The sequence below is a fragment of the Xanthobacter sp. 91 genome, assembly GCF_000702385.1.
Classification (GTDB): Bacteria; Pseudomonadota; Alphaproteobacteria; order Rhizobiales; family Xanthobacteraceae; genus Xanthobacter; species Xanthobacter aminoxidans.
On record NZ_JNIB01000001.1, the window covers coordinates 2197095 to 2210721 of the forward strand.

The window sequence follows — 13627 nt, forward strand, 5'->3', positions numbered from 1 at the left end:
GGCCGTCTAAACCATGCACGCGCAACCTGCCTTCCCGCCCCGAAATAGAATCTCGTCCCGAACCTGCACCGAATGCCGCCCTGACACCCACCTGACACCTGGTGAAAGTGCGCCAATATGCGCCATCAGTTGAACGTGTCCACGCGGACCCGCCCTTCGGCGACCCACTGCCCGATCTCCGCCCGCGCGGCCTCCGGCTTCAGCCCGCCCTCCGTCACCAGCACCTGCGCAAGGTTTTCCAATACCGCCTCCGCCATGGCCCGGCGACCGCAGATATAGACGATGGCCTTCGTCTCAACGAGCCATTCAAATACCTCCGCAGCATGCTGCCGAAGCCGGTCCTGCACCCGCGCGCCGTCGTCGGAATCGCGCGAGAATGCAGTATCCATGCGGGTCAGCGAGCCATCGGCGAGGGCCGTCTCGAACATATCGCGCCACAGGAAATCGCCGTCACGATGGCGGTTGCCGAAGATCAGCCACGCCGGCCCGGCCCGCCCCGAGGCGCGCCGCTCCGCGATGAAGCCGGGGAAGGGCGCGATGCCAGAACCGGCGGCGATCATCATGATGGGCCAGGAGGGATCGGCCGGCGGGTTGAAGCCGGGATGCGGGTCAAGCCGGGCCTCGACCGTAACTCCTTGTTCCGCTTCACGTAACAGGAACCCGGAGACCCGCCCGAGGTGCCGTGCGCCATCCTCTGCGGTCCATTCATGCAGCCGGACGGTGAGGGCGATGCGGCGCGGATCGACCCGGCTGGAACTGCCCACCGAATAGGAGCGCGGCCGCTCTCCCGCACCCGCCGCGATGCGCACCAGATCGCCGGGACGGAAGGCGAGATCTTCCGCACTCTGCAGAAAAATCTTCCATGTTTCTCGCGTGTTGTCGGTGCCGGGCACATCGAGGCGCTGGCGGTCGGCGACGGTGAGGGCGAGCGGCGACGAGACCGGCGGCAGGCCGGCGATGGTGCAGTTCAGGGCGAGTTCGCCGCGCACCGCGTCCACCCAGGCAAGGAAGGCGCCGGACGGATCGCCATCGGCCTCCCGAAGCGGCAGCGCCTCGACCGCGCCCGCCGCCAGCAGAGCCTCCCGCAGGCGCCGGCCACCACCGCAGAAATTGGCGTAGCTGCGGTCGCCCAGGGCGAGCATCGCGAAGCGTATCCCCTTGAGGCCACTGGCTTTCAGACGCTTCAGAAAGGCCCGCGCGCCGTCCGGCACCTCGCCCTCGCCGGTGGTGGAGGCGACGAGGAGCACGAGGGGAAAGCGGGCGATGTCGGCCGGCTTCAGCGCGCCGAGGGGCGCCAGCGTCGCCTTCTCCCCACCCGCGATCAGCCCCTCGAACACCGCCCCCGCCAGACGCGCGGCGGTGCCGGTCTGGCTGGCGTGCGCGACGAGGATATCGCCGCCGGCCGCCACCGGCCGTACCCGGTTGCGGGCCTTGCGTCGCACCCAAGAATAGACCCCGGTGACCGTAAGGCCCAGAAGAACCAGTGAAATTCCGAAGTTGAGCGCCCCCGACCACGCGCCGCCCCAGGTGCCCTCATGGATCTGCTTGACGAGGCCCGGGCCGCCGACAAGCGGCGTGACGCCGGTATCGGTGACCACAAAGCCGCCCCCGTTCCGGCCGGTCGCATCCGGCGCAATCTGCAGCATGACCATGCCGCCACGGAACCGGCGGGCTCCGGCGAGACGGCTCAGGTCGAGATCAGGCCCGGCGATGGCGAGCGCCTGGGTGATGCTCACCGGGCGCTTGGCACGCGGCAGTTCGGGCCGCGATCCGGTGCCGATGTGCAGCGAGAGCATCACCGCCGTGACCGGCGAGGTCAGCGTGAGCGGCAGCAGGAGCCAGCCTATGGCCGTGTGCCAGCCCATCAGGCTGTTGCGGAAGCGCAGCCAGGCGAGGAAGGGCCCGGCCACCATGATCCCGAGCATCAGGAAGCTTGCGATCTCCACCACGATGCCGAGGCCGAGCAGCAGCGTCTTGTGCAGTCCCTCGGCGGTGCGGAAGATGTCGATGCCGCCGGACGGCGCGGGGGTGTGGGCGCCGCTGGCGACGTCCCAGCGGCCCGCGACGGCCGGGTCCTGCGACAGGACCTGCAGTGCGCGCCCGCCTTCTACCACGCTGGTTGCGCCGGGTTTTCCGGCCCTCTCGATGGTGCCGATGATCTGGGTGAGGGCGGCGACGTCCACCGTCGTGCCGGGCTGTGGTCCCTGTCCGCTGTTCACGATGGGCCGGAAGGACAGCACCGCGCCGGTGACGATGATGATGAGGAAGACGGGCGTCAGGATCAGCGCGATCCAGCGGTGGAGGAAGATCAGCGTGCGGCGCACGGCGGCAAACGACATCTTTGCAACTCCAGACGAAACCTGAGCGTGCTGGCTGGACGCGCGGGGCGGTCTGGCTACGGGGTTCGTTGCGGACGTTCATGCCTTATCCGCGTCCGGAAAATTTGTCCCGCAGCGGTCACTTCGTAAATGTTCGTCCCACGCGGCCGCGCTGATACAGTTGGATACAATTTCGCGGTGGCCGGGCGCCTGCCGGTCGGCTCAAGTCGCACCGAAGGGAACGCGGCCGGCGCCCGCGTCCCAACCCGAGAGAACGGCAGCCCAACGGCAAGATGGAACGCACGCCGCACATCCTCGTCGTCGACGATCATCGCGAAATTCGCGAACTCCTGGCCAAATACCTGACGCGGAACGGGTTTCGGGTCAGCGTCGCATCCGGCGGCGTGGACATGCGCCAGCAGATGCGCACCGGCACCTTCGACCTCGTGGTGCTCGACATCATGATGCCGGGTGAGGACGGCCTGACTTTGTGCCGCCAGCTGCGGCAGGCGAGCGACATTCCCGTCGTGCTCCTCACCGCGGTGGCGGAGGAGACCGACCGGATCGTCGGGCTGGAACTGGGTGCGGACGACTACGTCACCAAGCCGTTCAATCCGCGTGAGCTGCTCGCCCGCATCCGCGCCATCCTGCGCCGGGCGCAGGGGCCGGCGCGGGCGCAGCAGGGCGATCCCGCGCTCTACCGCTTCGACCGCTGGCAGCTCGATCCCGGCCGGCGCGTGCTGCTGGACGAGACCGGCAGCGAAGTGCGACTCGGCAGCGCCGAGTTCCGCCTGTTGCTCGCCTTCGTCACCCGCCCCTCTGTGGTGCTCTCGCGCGACCAGCTGCTCGACATCACCGCCGGCCGCCCGGCCCAGGTGTTCGACCGCAGCATCGACAACCTCGTGAGCCGCCTGAGGCGCCGGATCGAGCGCGACCCGCAGAACCCCACCCTCATCAAGACGGTGTGGGGCGATGGCTACGTCTTCGCCGCGCCGGTGGAGGTGGAGGCGTGAGAGGACTTGTGAACCGGCTTTTGCGGTTCCTCTGGCCCGGCAGCCTCGCCGGGCGGCTGGTGCTGCTGCTGGTGGCGACTCTGGCGCTGGCGCAGGTGCTGCTGGTGCTGGTTCTCCAGAGCGAGCATGACGCGGTGGTGGCGGGCATCGTGCGCGGGCAGGCGCTCAGCCAGACCGTGACGCTCACCCGCCTCATCGAATCCATGCCGGAGGAGCAGGCCGACCGGCTCGCAGGCGCCTTCACAACGCGCGGCACCTGCGCCTGGGTTTCCGCCGACCCGCCCGCCCCGCACGAGATGACCTCGACGGAGGAAGGGCTCGCCCGCCTCCTGTCGCGGCGCCTGCACGGCGTCGGCAATGGAGCGCCGGCCGTGCACATCGACACCGATGGCCTGTGGGACAGCCGCTGTCCCGAGCGCAGCAGCGAGGACTTTCCTTGGCTGCGCCGTGGCACGGGTGGGCCCAGTCGCCCTCTGCGGCCGGGTCTCGGCGTTGTGGCGCTCAGCGTGCCGCTCTCGGGCCAGCGCTGGCTGCATGTGGATGCGGTGGTGGGCCTGCCGGGCATCTGGAGCCGGCCCATCGTGCTCTCCTTCCTCATCTCGGCGCTGGCCGTCTCGCTGGTTACGGTGGCCTGCGTGCGGTTTCAGACCCGCTCCCTGCGTTCCCTTGCCGATGCCTCCGAACGGTTCGGCCGCGGCGAAAGTGTCCCGCCGCTCGACGTGCGGGGACCGTCCGAGGTGGCGGCGGCGACGCGCGCCTTCAACACCATGCAGCAGCGCCTCAGCCAGTTCGTGCGCGACCGCATGCGCCTGCTCGCCGCCATCAGCCATGACCTGCGCACGCCGCTCACCACCCTGCGTCTCAAGGCGGAATTCGTGGACGACGTGGAGGTGCGCAACGACATCGTCGCGACCATCGACGAACTGGTCGCCATCTGCGAGGCGACCCTCGCCTTCACCCGCGCCGAAGCGACGAGTGAAGAGACCCGGACGGTGGACATCGCGGATCTGTGCGCGGACGTGGTGGAGGAATTCGCTGGCGTCGGCGCCGATGCGGGGATGGCGGACCAGATGGCCGCCCACGTCCTGCTGCCATGCCGGCCGGTCGCCATGCGGCGGGCCTTGCGCAATCTCGTGGACAATGCGGTGCGCTATGGGCGCCGCGCTGAAGTCACCGTTGGCCAGACAGGGCCGGGCACCGTCTCCATCCGGGTCGAGGACGACGGGCCGGGCCTGCCGGAAGATCGCTTCGAGGACGCGTTCCAGCCATTCGTGCGACTGGAACCCTCGCGCAGCAGCGAGACCGGCGGCATCGGCCTCGGCCTCGCCATCGCCCGCAGCATCGTCAAGGCCCACGGCGGCGAACTGACCCTCGCCAATCGCCCCGGCGGCGGCCTCCGGGCCGAGATCGTGCTGCCGACGGCCATGCAAAGCTGAAGGCTCGCTCTTCAGCCCGGCCGCGGCCGCGGCGGCGGCAAGGCGTCAGTCGTCCTCCATTTCCAGCTCGTAGAGGCCGGCATCTGGCGTCGCGAGCGGGGCGGAGAGGGTGGCCTTGAGGGCATTGGAGAAGAACAGGGGCGGCGCCATGGTGCGCGCGAGGGCGACCACCTTGTCCTTCAGCTCGGCCACCTTCGCGGGGTTCTGCGCCGAAAGGTCGGTCTTCTCCTCAGGGTCGGCGTCGAGATCGAACAGCTCCACCTTCGGCGGCAGCAGGACGTGCCAGACGAGCTTCCATTTGCCGTCGCGCACGGCGCCCGTGGTCGGCTCCACGTTGTAGATCAGCTCGTCGCGGCCGGCGGCGCCGGCGGCGAGCGCCGCCCAGGCATCCTTGCCGTCGAGGGGCTTGGACTGCTTGAGGTCCGCCCCCGCGAGCTTCGCCAGGGTCGGCAGCATGTCGACGATGTGCATCACCCCGTCCGCCTGCCCCGGCTTGATGCGGCCCAGCCAGTTGGCGAGCGCCACCACGCGGGTGCCGCCCTCGTAGAGGGAGCCCTTGCCGTCGCGATAGGGGGCGTTGTTGGGCGGCGGATCGCCGGCCAGCGCCCCTTCGCCCACGAACATCTTGTTGCGGGTGCCGCCATTGTCCGAATGGAAGACGATGAGCGTGTTTTCCCGCATCCCGCGGGCCTCGAGGGCCGCTACCACATGGCCGATCTGGTCGTCCATGGCGGTGACCATCGCCGCATAGGCACGCCGTGAGGGATCGGCGATGTGCGCATACATGTCGAGATAGCGCTGCGGCGCCTGATAGGGCGTGTGTGGAGCGGTGAAGGCGAGATAGAGGAAGAGCGGGGTCTTGGGATCATGGGCACCCAGCACTCGCACCGCCTCGGCGCCGAACAGGTCGGTGTCGTAGCCCTCTTCCTTCACCAGCGTGTTGTCGCGGTACCAGTCGGTGACGCCGTGCGCCTCGTGCTTGAAGTGGTCGATTTCGCCCACCAGCGGACCGTAGAAACTGTCGAAGCCGCGCTGGCGGGGCCAGTATTTCTGGTCCGCATGGCCGAGGTGCCACTTGCCCACGAGGGAGGTGCGATAGCCCACCTCCTTCAGCGCCTGCGGCAACAGGAATTCTTCGGTGGCGAGGCCGTAGGTGCCTCCCGACGGGATCACGCCCACCTGAAGGCCGTAGCGCATGGGATAGCGCCCCGTCATCAGCGCTGCCCGGGTCGGCGTGCAGAGGGGCTGGGTGTAGAATTGGGAGAGCTTGGCGCCGCCGGCGGCGAGGCGGTCGATGTTCGGCGTCTTGATGTCCGAGCCGTGGAACCCCACGTCGGCGAAGCCGAGGTCGTCGGCGAGAATGTAGAGAATGTGCGGACGCGGCGTCCCCTGCGCCCGTGCGCCGGGGGCGAGCAAAGAGAGGCCGGCGACGGCCGCGAGGAAGCCGGCGCTTCCGGCCAGCACATCTCGGCGGCTCGGGACCTTCTCTTCAGTCTTCTCGTTACGATCAGTCACCTGATACCTCGTCAGCTGGTGAGGCGACGCACACATCGAAATCCGATGTGCACGGAGCCGGTATCGACGGATTGCGGCTGGCGCGCGGCCGGCCGATAGCGACGGCAATAGCTGGGCGCACAAAGATGCGAGCCGCCCTTGAGCACCTTGCGGGGCAGGGCGAGACCGGGGGCGGCCCACTCCAGGCTGTCTTCGATGGTCCCGCCGCGCGGGTTGCGGGGCAGGCAGCAGGATTTCTCCGCGGGAGCGGGATGGCGCGGGCGATACCAGTCGTCGGTCCACTCCCAGACATTGCCGATCATGTCGAGGAGCCCGTAGCCGTTGGGCGGGAAGGCCGCGACGGGCGATGTGCCGACGAAGCCGTCCTCGGCGAGGTTCTCTACCGGAAAGCGCCCCTGCCATGTGTTGGCGCGGTGAACGCCGCCGGGGACGAGTTCGGCCCCCCACGCATAGGCAGAGCCGTCGAGCCCGCCGCGCGCCGCGAACTCCCATTCCGCCTCGGTGGGCAGCGCCTTTCCGGCCCATTGGGCATAGGCGGCCGCATCGGTGTGGCAGATGTGGACGACGGGGTGGTCCTCGCTGCCGGTTAGATCGCTGCCGGGTCCCTGCGGGTGGCGCCAGCATGCGCCGGGCACGAATTGCCACCAGCGGGTCCAGTCGTCGGGATCGCCCGCGTCGATGGGCATGCGGAACACCAGCGAGCCGGGCACCAGCAGCGCGGGATTGGCACCGGGATAATCCTCCGGCCGGGGCGCCTGCTCGGCGACCGTCACGTATCCCGTCGCGGCGACGAAGCGGGCGAAGGCGCGGTTGGTGACGGGGGTGCGATCCATGAGGAAGGCATCCACATGCACCTGATGGACGGGAGCCTCTTCCGGATAATGATCGTTCGAGCCCATGCGGAACAGCCCGCCGGCGATCCGGATCATGTCCGGATCGCCGGCTGCGGCTGGTGCGTCCTCGACGGAGCCAGTCCCCTGATGTGCGACGGCGCAGCCGCTCTGCCCGTGCATGACCTCTCCGCCAGTGACCGTTCCGCGCTCGGCCTGCGCCCGTTCATGTCCCCCGCATGTCACGGTCTTAGCCGGCTCTTGCTCTAGCGGGAGCGGCGGGGACTTCTCAATTGCCATTTGGCGCCAACTCGGCGCTTACAGGTCGAGCCGTGCGGAGGTCCGGAAGGCGAGGGGCGTGCGACCTTCCCAGCGCCGGAATGCGCGGACGAAATGCGCGGGATGGCCATAGCCCAGGGCGCGCGACACCGACGCGACCGGCACCGACGATCCGCCGAGGTGCAGCCGCGCCTGCGCGTGCCGCCAGAGGTCCAACTGCTCTTCGTAGGACGTACCCAGCCGGGCGAGCCGCCGCTGCAGGGTGCGGGGCGACAGGCCGAGGCTGCGGGCCGTATCCACAAGGGAGAGGGTGCCGGTAAGGGCGGCGCTATCGAACAGGGTCTCGATCATGCCGACGAGAGCATCGTCGCTCAGCGTCACAGCGGCGAGTGGCGTACTGCCCCCATCGGGTGCCGGGGCGAACAGCACGTTTGGGCTGTCGAGCCATCGGGCATCGAACGTGATCTCGATCCCGTCTCCCGAACCGAAGCTGACGCCGGCAGTGAGACGATCCTCGTAGAGCGTGGGCGGCGCCTTCGCGCGATGGGCGAAGCGGATGTGCAGCGGCGCCGCGTCCGTGCCCGTGATGGCGCGCAATGCGCGCAGGACAAAGGCGGCGACGCCCTCGTTCAGCACCTGCGCGTGTTCGGGATCGCTGTCGGCGAGACGGTGACGCCAGCGCGCGACGCCGTCGCGCTCCTCGATCGCGACCGAGACACCGCCCTGCAGGTCCGGCATCTGGTGGTGAAGGGCGGAAAAGCAGTCGCGCAGGGTGCGCCCGGCGAACAGGGCACGGCCGGCCAGGCCCAGCCGCGTGGGATCAGCGGCATGGGCGAGATCAAGCCCGATGGCGGCCTCCCCGCTGCGCCGGGCGAGATGGAACAGCAGGGTCGAGATCTGTCCGCGGGCCACCACGCGATCGCCGCCGAGCGAGGTGTCATCGAGCGCGCAATCGCGGGGCGTCGCATCGGCAAGCCCGGCCCGGCCGAACAGTGGTGCGAGCGGCACGCCCTGGACGTCGGCGACCTTGGGCAGCATGTGGACGAGCGAGAGCCGGATCGGATGGCGGTCCCACATGGGCTGCGGACTCCATATCGGCGGGCATCAGGGGCCGATGCGCCGGGCGGCTCGGCCCGCGATCGGTCTCCGGATGATCCGGCGCCCCCTTGCCTTTGAACCCCACCTGCGGCGCGGTGGTCAAGCTCCGGTAGCGTCACCGGCTCGGGCTCGAGGTGGGCGAAGTGACCGGTTCCGGGACTGGACGCGCCCTGACACAGGCGCGGAGGGCGGCAGGGTCAGAGCCCGCCGAACCATGCGCCGAAATAGCCGGCGTAAAGCTCCGGCGCCTCCAAATTCATGGAATGGCCGATGCCGGGCACGGCGACGAAGCGGCAATCGGGCATTACCGCAGCCATCTCCACCATGTCGGCTTCCTTGATCACGCCGTCACGCATGCCCCAGACCACGAGATGGGGATGGTGGATGGTCGCCATCTTCCCCTTCAGCTCGCCGCTCTTCGCCTCCTTGGTGAGGGTGTCGGGCGTGCCGAACCAGATGCCGTCGGACACCGCCCAGACCTGATCGACGATCCGGTCGAACAGGGCGGCACGCGGCCCGGCGTCGGGGATGAAGCGGGCAGGGCCCTTGAACAGCGTCTCATCCACGAACAGGCTGGGCGCGGTCGCGGCCATGATCTGGCGGGTGAGGTCGCGGCTTTCCTTCATCTGGCCGAAGAAGGCGGTCTTCTCGGGCGGGAAGTCGATGCCCTGCGGGCCGACCGGCGACAGCGAGAATACCCGGCCGAAGCGCTCCGGCTGCTTCAGGATCATGCGCGTCGAGATGATACCTCCCGTGGAGTGGGTGGCGAGGTGGCAAAAGGAAATGCCGAGCCCATCCAGCGCCGCGATCATGTCGTCGGCATGCTGGGCAATGGAATAGTTGGAGAAGTCGGCGGCGGGCGCCGGCTTGTCGCTGTCGCCGCAGCCGCGCCAATCCACCGCCACGGTGCGCACGCCGCGCGGGACGTGGGGGGCCGCCAGCTCGATCCACTCCTTGCTGGCGAGATTGCCGTGGATGAAGAGGACGGTCGTGTCCCCCCCGCCCCATTCCCGGTAGGCGAGGCGAAGGCCGTTCACGTCGAGCGTCTGCATGGGGGCCTCTTGTCAGGGGCGCGCCGAGGGCGGTTTGCGCTCCGGGTCCGGAGCGCAAACCTTTTGGCGACGTCTACTTGTTCAATCCGGTCGGCGCCGCAGCCTTGGCCGGGGCGGCCTCTGCGGCGGCGGGTGCGCCGTGGATGAGGCGGTCGATGCTTGCCGGCGCGCCGGTGGGCACACGGCCGGTCTCCACAAAGTCCACCACATCCTCGGCGAAGGCGACCGGCTCGTCCGTGTGGATGAAGTGGGCGGTGCCGGGATAGATCTTCACCTGAACGTCGCGCCCCGCCGTGTTCATGCGGCGCATGAAGGGCAGGACCAACTGGCGGGAGAGGTCGGTGAGCCCGTTGAAGGCGGTGCCGGGGATGAAGGGCTCCTTGTCGCCGAAGGCGAGGAAGATCGGCACCTTGATCTCGGTCAGCCGCTTGTAGAGGCTCTTGGGGTCCTTCTCCTGAAGCTCCGCCACCATGGCGTAGATGTCGAAGGTGAACACGTCCACCCACTGCTGCAGCTCGCGCGGATCACCCTTGATCATGCCGATGCGCTGGGCGGTGTGGAGGCGGGCATATTCGCTGTCGCGCAGGAAGTAGCCGTTGCGCTGGGGCGTCACAGCTCCGGTCACGGGATCGCGGCTGCGGAAGTGGTAGAAGTCGTCGATCTGCTGGGCGGTGAGGTTCTTCTCCCGCTCGCGCAGGCCGGTCTGGTCCCACGCCTTCTTCCAGGCGTCGAAATCGTGGGCGAAGGCGGGATCGAACAGGTCGAGCTTCTTGCCCGGCGCGATCGTGACCTCGCGGGGATATTCCTCAAGGCCAGCCGGGGCTTCGAGGATCAGCTTGGTCACCGCCTCGGGCCAGGAGAGGGCGTAGCCGAGCACGATCTGCCCGCCCATGGAATGGCCGAGATAGGCGGCCTTGGGAACCTTCAGCTGGTTCACCACCACCTCGTGCAGCACGTCGCGCATGTCCTGCAGGGTGCGGGCCGGGCTCTTGTCGAGATTGCCGGGGCCGGACATGCCGTAATGGGGCATGTCCACGGCGATCACACGCAGGCCACGCTCCAGCGCGATGCGCATGATGTTGCCGTAATGGCCGCCGAACGCGCCCTTGCCGTGGACGATGACCAGCACGTCGGGGTTGGCGGCCGTGCCCGCATATTCGTCCATGTAGCCGATGTCCCACTCGACACCGCGGCTGTCCTTCGCCTTGGTCTTCTTCACCGGGAAGGGATAGGTGACGAAGCTGTTCCAGAACGACTTGTCGGGGGTGATGTCGGCCGCGACGGACGGCGTGCGGTAGGTCTTCGCCGCCATCTCGCGATTGCGGGTGAGGCGCGACACGTCGCCGAGGAAGGCGGCCACGGTGGGATCGAACTGGCGGTTCTTCAGGATGGGGAAGACGCCGTAATGGGCGACCGGGCTCTTCTCATGCACGAAGTCCGCGCCGGGCACCTTCTCCACCGTGCGCTTGGCGCGGTCGAAGGTGAGCCACTGGTCGTTCTCGATGTGCATCACGAGGGTGCGCGCCTTGATGCGCTTCAGCTCGGCATTGATGTTGTAGGTCTCGCCGGCACGGTTGCGCCACAGCAGGTCCACCGCATCGAACAGCAGCGAGCGGGCGGCGATGGAGGCGCCGGCCTGCGGGTTGGGCGGGTTCCAGTAGAAGACGTCCCGCTGCACCGTCGACCAGTCCTGCTGCGAGCGGTGCTGGAAGTCGAACCCGGTGAGGTTGAGGATCGACCAGCCGAAGGCGACGCCCTGATTGGGGTGCTTGTCCTTGGGGAGGTTGTAGTAATTGCCGCCCGTGGCGCGCCACTGCGGATCGCTCTCGATGGCGGCGGACATGAGCTGGAAGGTCCAGTTGCCCACCGGGTCCTCGCCGTCCGACTGGCTGGTGCCGCCGATGGGCATGAGGCCATCCATGAAGTCCGGATGCATCACGCCCCAGACATAGGTCTGGGTCGCGCCCATGGAGACGCCGGTGACGAGCGAGGCGCGGGCGACCTTCAGGTGGTCGCGCAGCATCCGGTAATTGGCCTGCACCATGTCCTGGTAGCTGTATTGCGGAAACTTCTGCCCAAGCCCTTCCGAGGGCTTGCTGGTGCCCCACAGGCCGAGGGCGTCCACCAGCACCACGTAATACTGGTCGGTATCGATGGGCTTGCCGGAGCCGATCACCGAGCCGCCGGAGAGGGCCGTACCCTCCACCCACTGGGCGTACATGTCGGTGGCGTCGCCGGAATAGAAGGAATTGATCACCACAGCGTTGGTGATCTCGCCCGCGGCGTTGCGCTTCGGGGTGCCGAGCGCGATGTAGGCTGTCTTCGCCGGGCCGGCGCCGAGGGATTCCAGCGTCGTGCCGCCTTCCCCGCCGTTTGCCCATTTATCCGGGTTCGACAGGTCGTAGCGGCCGCCGATCCTGAAGTTGGCAACCTCGTAGAATTTCTTGAGCTGGCAAAGCCGCTGCTGCGAGCAGGTGCCGGTGAGGGGCGCTTGCGGCGCCTGAACAGCCTGGGCCGGTGCGGCCGGCGTCTGGGCGTAGGCGGCAGGGGTGGTCACGGACAGGGCCGTCGCGGCCAGCGCGAGGCCCAAGGCTATGGCGTAGCTCATGTTTCCTCCTGCGGCCGGTCTTTGTCATCGCCGCCGTCCGGAGGAGAGAACAGCATGCCCGCGCGTCCAAGGGAAGCATGGCCGATGGGAGGATGCGCGCAACCTGTGGGCGGCGCGAACCCTTAGCCGCCGTAGCGCCGCGCCGCCTCGATGGCGAGACCGGTACCCACCGATCCGAAGGTGTCGCCCTCGATCACCCGGGCCTGCGGGACGCAGGCGCAGATGGCGGCGCGCACATGGGCGAGGCGGGTCGAGCCGCCGGTCAGGAACAGGGCATCGATGGCGTCCGCCGTCAGTCCGGCGGCGGAGAGGCAGGATGAGATCCGCCCGGCGATTCGCTCGGCGAGGAGCCCGGTATGGGCGATGAGGTCGTCATGGGAAATGCCGACCGAAAGCCCGGCCTCCAGCACGGCGAGATCGAGTTCCGTGGCACCCTCCTCGGCCACGCGGATCTTGGCCGCCTCCACGTCGAGCGCGAGGCCGTGACCGCGCTCTTCTTCGACGGCGCGCGCGAGGCGCGAGACCAGCTCCGGCTGCGCCGCCGCGCGTTCCAGCTCGCGAATGGAGCGCGCGGTGCGCCCGTCATAGAGCCGGTTGATGGCGGACCATGTGGCGAGGTCGTGATAGAGCGCCGCCGGCATGGCGAGGCCCTTGCGCTTCAGCGGGCTGCCATGGCCCAGCAGGGGCATCACCACGGCCAGCGACAGGTGCCGGTCGAAGTCCGTGCCGCCGATGCGCACGCCCTCGTTGGCGAGGATGTCGGAGGCGCGGTCGGCGCGGTTCTGGTGCCCGCGATCGATGCGCACGATGGAGAAGTCCGAGGTGCCGCCGCCGATGTCGGCGATCAGCGCCAGCTCCTCGCCGGCCACCTGCCGCTCATAGTCGAGGCTGGCCGCGATGGGCTCGAACTGGAAGGAAAGGGCGCTGAAGCCGATGTCGCGGGCGATGGAGCCCAGCGTCTCCTCGGCGCGCTTGTCGCCGTCCGGATCGCCATCGACGAAATGCACCGGCCGGCCGAGGACGACTTCGCGCAGCGGCCCGTTGGCTTCGGCCTCGCCGCGCGCCTTTACCTCGGCGAGGAACTCCCCGATGACGCCCTTGAAGCCGAGCCGGCGACGGCCGACCGGCGTCGTCTCCTCGATGAGGGACGTGCCGAGCACGGATTTCAAGGCGCGCATCAGGCGGCCCTGCTCGCCGCCCACATACGCGGCCATGGCGGCGCGGCCCACCAGCGGCGTGCCGGTCCAGGGAAAGAAGATGGCGCTCGGCAGGGTGTCGGATGCGCCCTCCAGCCGCGCGAGGCGCGGGCCGTTGGATCCGTTCAGGCCGAGGGTCGTGTTGGAGGTGCCGAAATCGAGGCCGCAGGCGGTCATCGGGCCTCCTTGCCGTATGCGGGTGCGGAAGGCCGGGCTAGCTAGACCAAGTCTCGCTGCAGTGCAAGAGAAAGCGCAGCCCGCGCCCGGGCGACTGCCGTCGCC

General features: G+C 68.8%; 9 protein-coding genes. 2 read left to right on the top strand and 7 right to left on the bottom strand.

Annotated elements, in window-relative coordinates; all coding sequences use genetic code 11:
- Positions 1–125: 125 nt before the first annotated feature.
- Positions 126–2339 (bottom strand): sulfite reductase flavoprotein subunit alpha, encoded by a 2214-nt coding sequence (locus tag A37E_RS0110430; protein ID WP_029556530.1) that lies wholly within the window; start codon positions 2337–2339, stop codon positions 126–128.
- Positions 2340–2611: 272 nt separating this feature from the next.
- Between A37E_RS0110430 and A37E_RS0110435 the strand changes: the two genes are divergently transcribed.
- Together A37E_RS0110435 and A37E_RS0110440 are read left to right on the top strand one after the other, a co-directional pair.
- Complete coding sequence (locus tag A37E_RS0110435; protein WP_024281143.1) at positions 2612–3331, top strand: response regulator; 720 nt, start codon at positions 2612–2614, stop codon at positions 3329–3331.
- Positions 3328–4767 carry an ATP-binding protein gene (locus A37E_RS0110440; protein WP_245279312.1) on the top strand — a complete coding sequence of 480 codons (1440 nt, stop codon included), beginning with the start codon at positions 3328–3330 and terminating at the stop codon, positions 4765–4767. The genes A37E_RS0110435 and A37E_RS0110440 overlap by 4 nt, the downstream gene beginning before the upstream one ends.
- Positions 4768–4812: 45 nt before the next feature.
- Here A37E_RS0110440 and A37E_RS0110445 read toward each other — a convergent pair whose 3' ends face one another.
- From A37E_RS0110445 to A37E_RS0110475, 6 genes are all read right to left on the bottom strand, one after another.
- Positions 4813–6282 (bottom strand): arylsulfatase, encoded by a 1470-nt coding sequence (locus tag A37E_RS0110445; RefSeq protein ID WP_051678927.1) that lies wholly within the window; start codon positions 6280–6282, stop codon positions 4813–4815.
- Between the two features lie 11 nt (positions 6283–6293).
- A complete protein-coding gene (locus A37E_RS0110450; protein ID WP_029556533.1) occupies positions 6294–7211 on the bottom strand; it encodes a formylglycine-generating enzyme family protein in 918 nt (305 codons plus the stop codon).
- A 219-nt stretch (positions 7212–7430) separates the two neighbouring features.
- The gene (locus tag A37E_RS25910; protein WP_051678928.1) at positions 7431–8468 is read right to left on the bottom strand and encodes an AraC family transcriptional regulator; all 1038 of its coding nucleotides are present in this window, start codon (positions 8466–8468) and stop codon (positions 7431–7433) included.
- Between the two features lie 218 nt (positions 8469–8686).
- A complete protein-coding gene (locus A37E_RS0110465; protein WP_029556534.1) occupies positions 8687–9541 on the bottom strand; it encodes an alpha/beta hydrolase in 855 nt (284 codons plus the stop codon).
- Between the two features lie 73 nt (positions 9542–9614).
- A complete protein-coding gene (locus A37E_RS0110470) occupies positions 9615–12149 on the bottom strand; it encodes an alpha/beta hydrolase (protein WP_029556535.1) in 2535 nt (844 codons plus the stop codon).
- Between the two features lie 122 nt (positions 12150–12271).
- On the bottom strand, positions 12272–13522 hold the full coding sequence (locus A37E_RS0110475) for an Hsp70 family protein (protein WP_029556536.1): 1251 nt from the start codon (positions 13520–13522) through the stop codon (positions 12272–12274).
- Positions 13523–13627 lie beyond the last annotated feature (105 nt).

Bases quoted from the DNA above. Each gene is read 5' to 3' on its own strand.
- A37E_RS0110470 (WP_029556535.1), bottom strand. From the start codon at position 12,149: ATGAGCTACGCCATAGCCTTGGGCCTCGCGCTGGCCGCGACGGCCCTG.
- A37E_RS0110430 (WP_029556530.1), bottom strand. From the start codon at position 2,339: ATGTCGTTTGCCGCCGTGCGCCGCACGCTGATCTTCCTCCACCGCTGG.
- A37E_RS0110435 (WP_024281143.1), top strand. From the start codon at position 2,612: ATGGAACGCACGCCGCACATCCTCGTCGTCGACGATCATCGCGAAATT.
- A37E_RS0110475 (WP_029556536.1), bottom strand. From the start codon at position 13,522: ATGACCGCCTGCGGCCTCGATTTCGGCACCTCCAACACGACCCTCGGC.
- A37E_RS0110465 (WP_029556534.1), bottom strand. From the start codon at position 9,541: ATGCAGACGCTCGACGTGAACGGCCTTCGCCTCGCCTACCGGGAATGG.
- A37E_RS25910 (WP_051678928.1), bottom strand. From the start codon at position 8,468: ATGTGGGACCGCCATCCGATCCGGCTCTCGCTCGTCCACATGCTGCCC.
- A37E_RS0110450 (WP_029556533.1), bottom strand. From the start codon at position 7,211: ATGATCCGGATCGCCGGCGGGCTGTTCCGCATGGGCTCGAACGATCAT.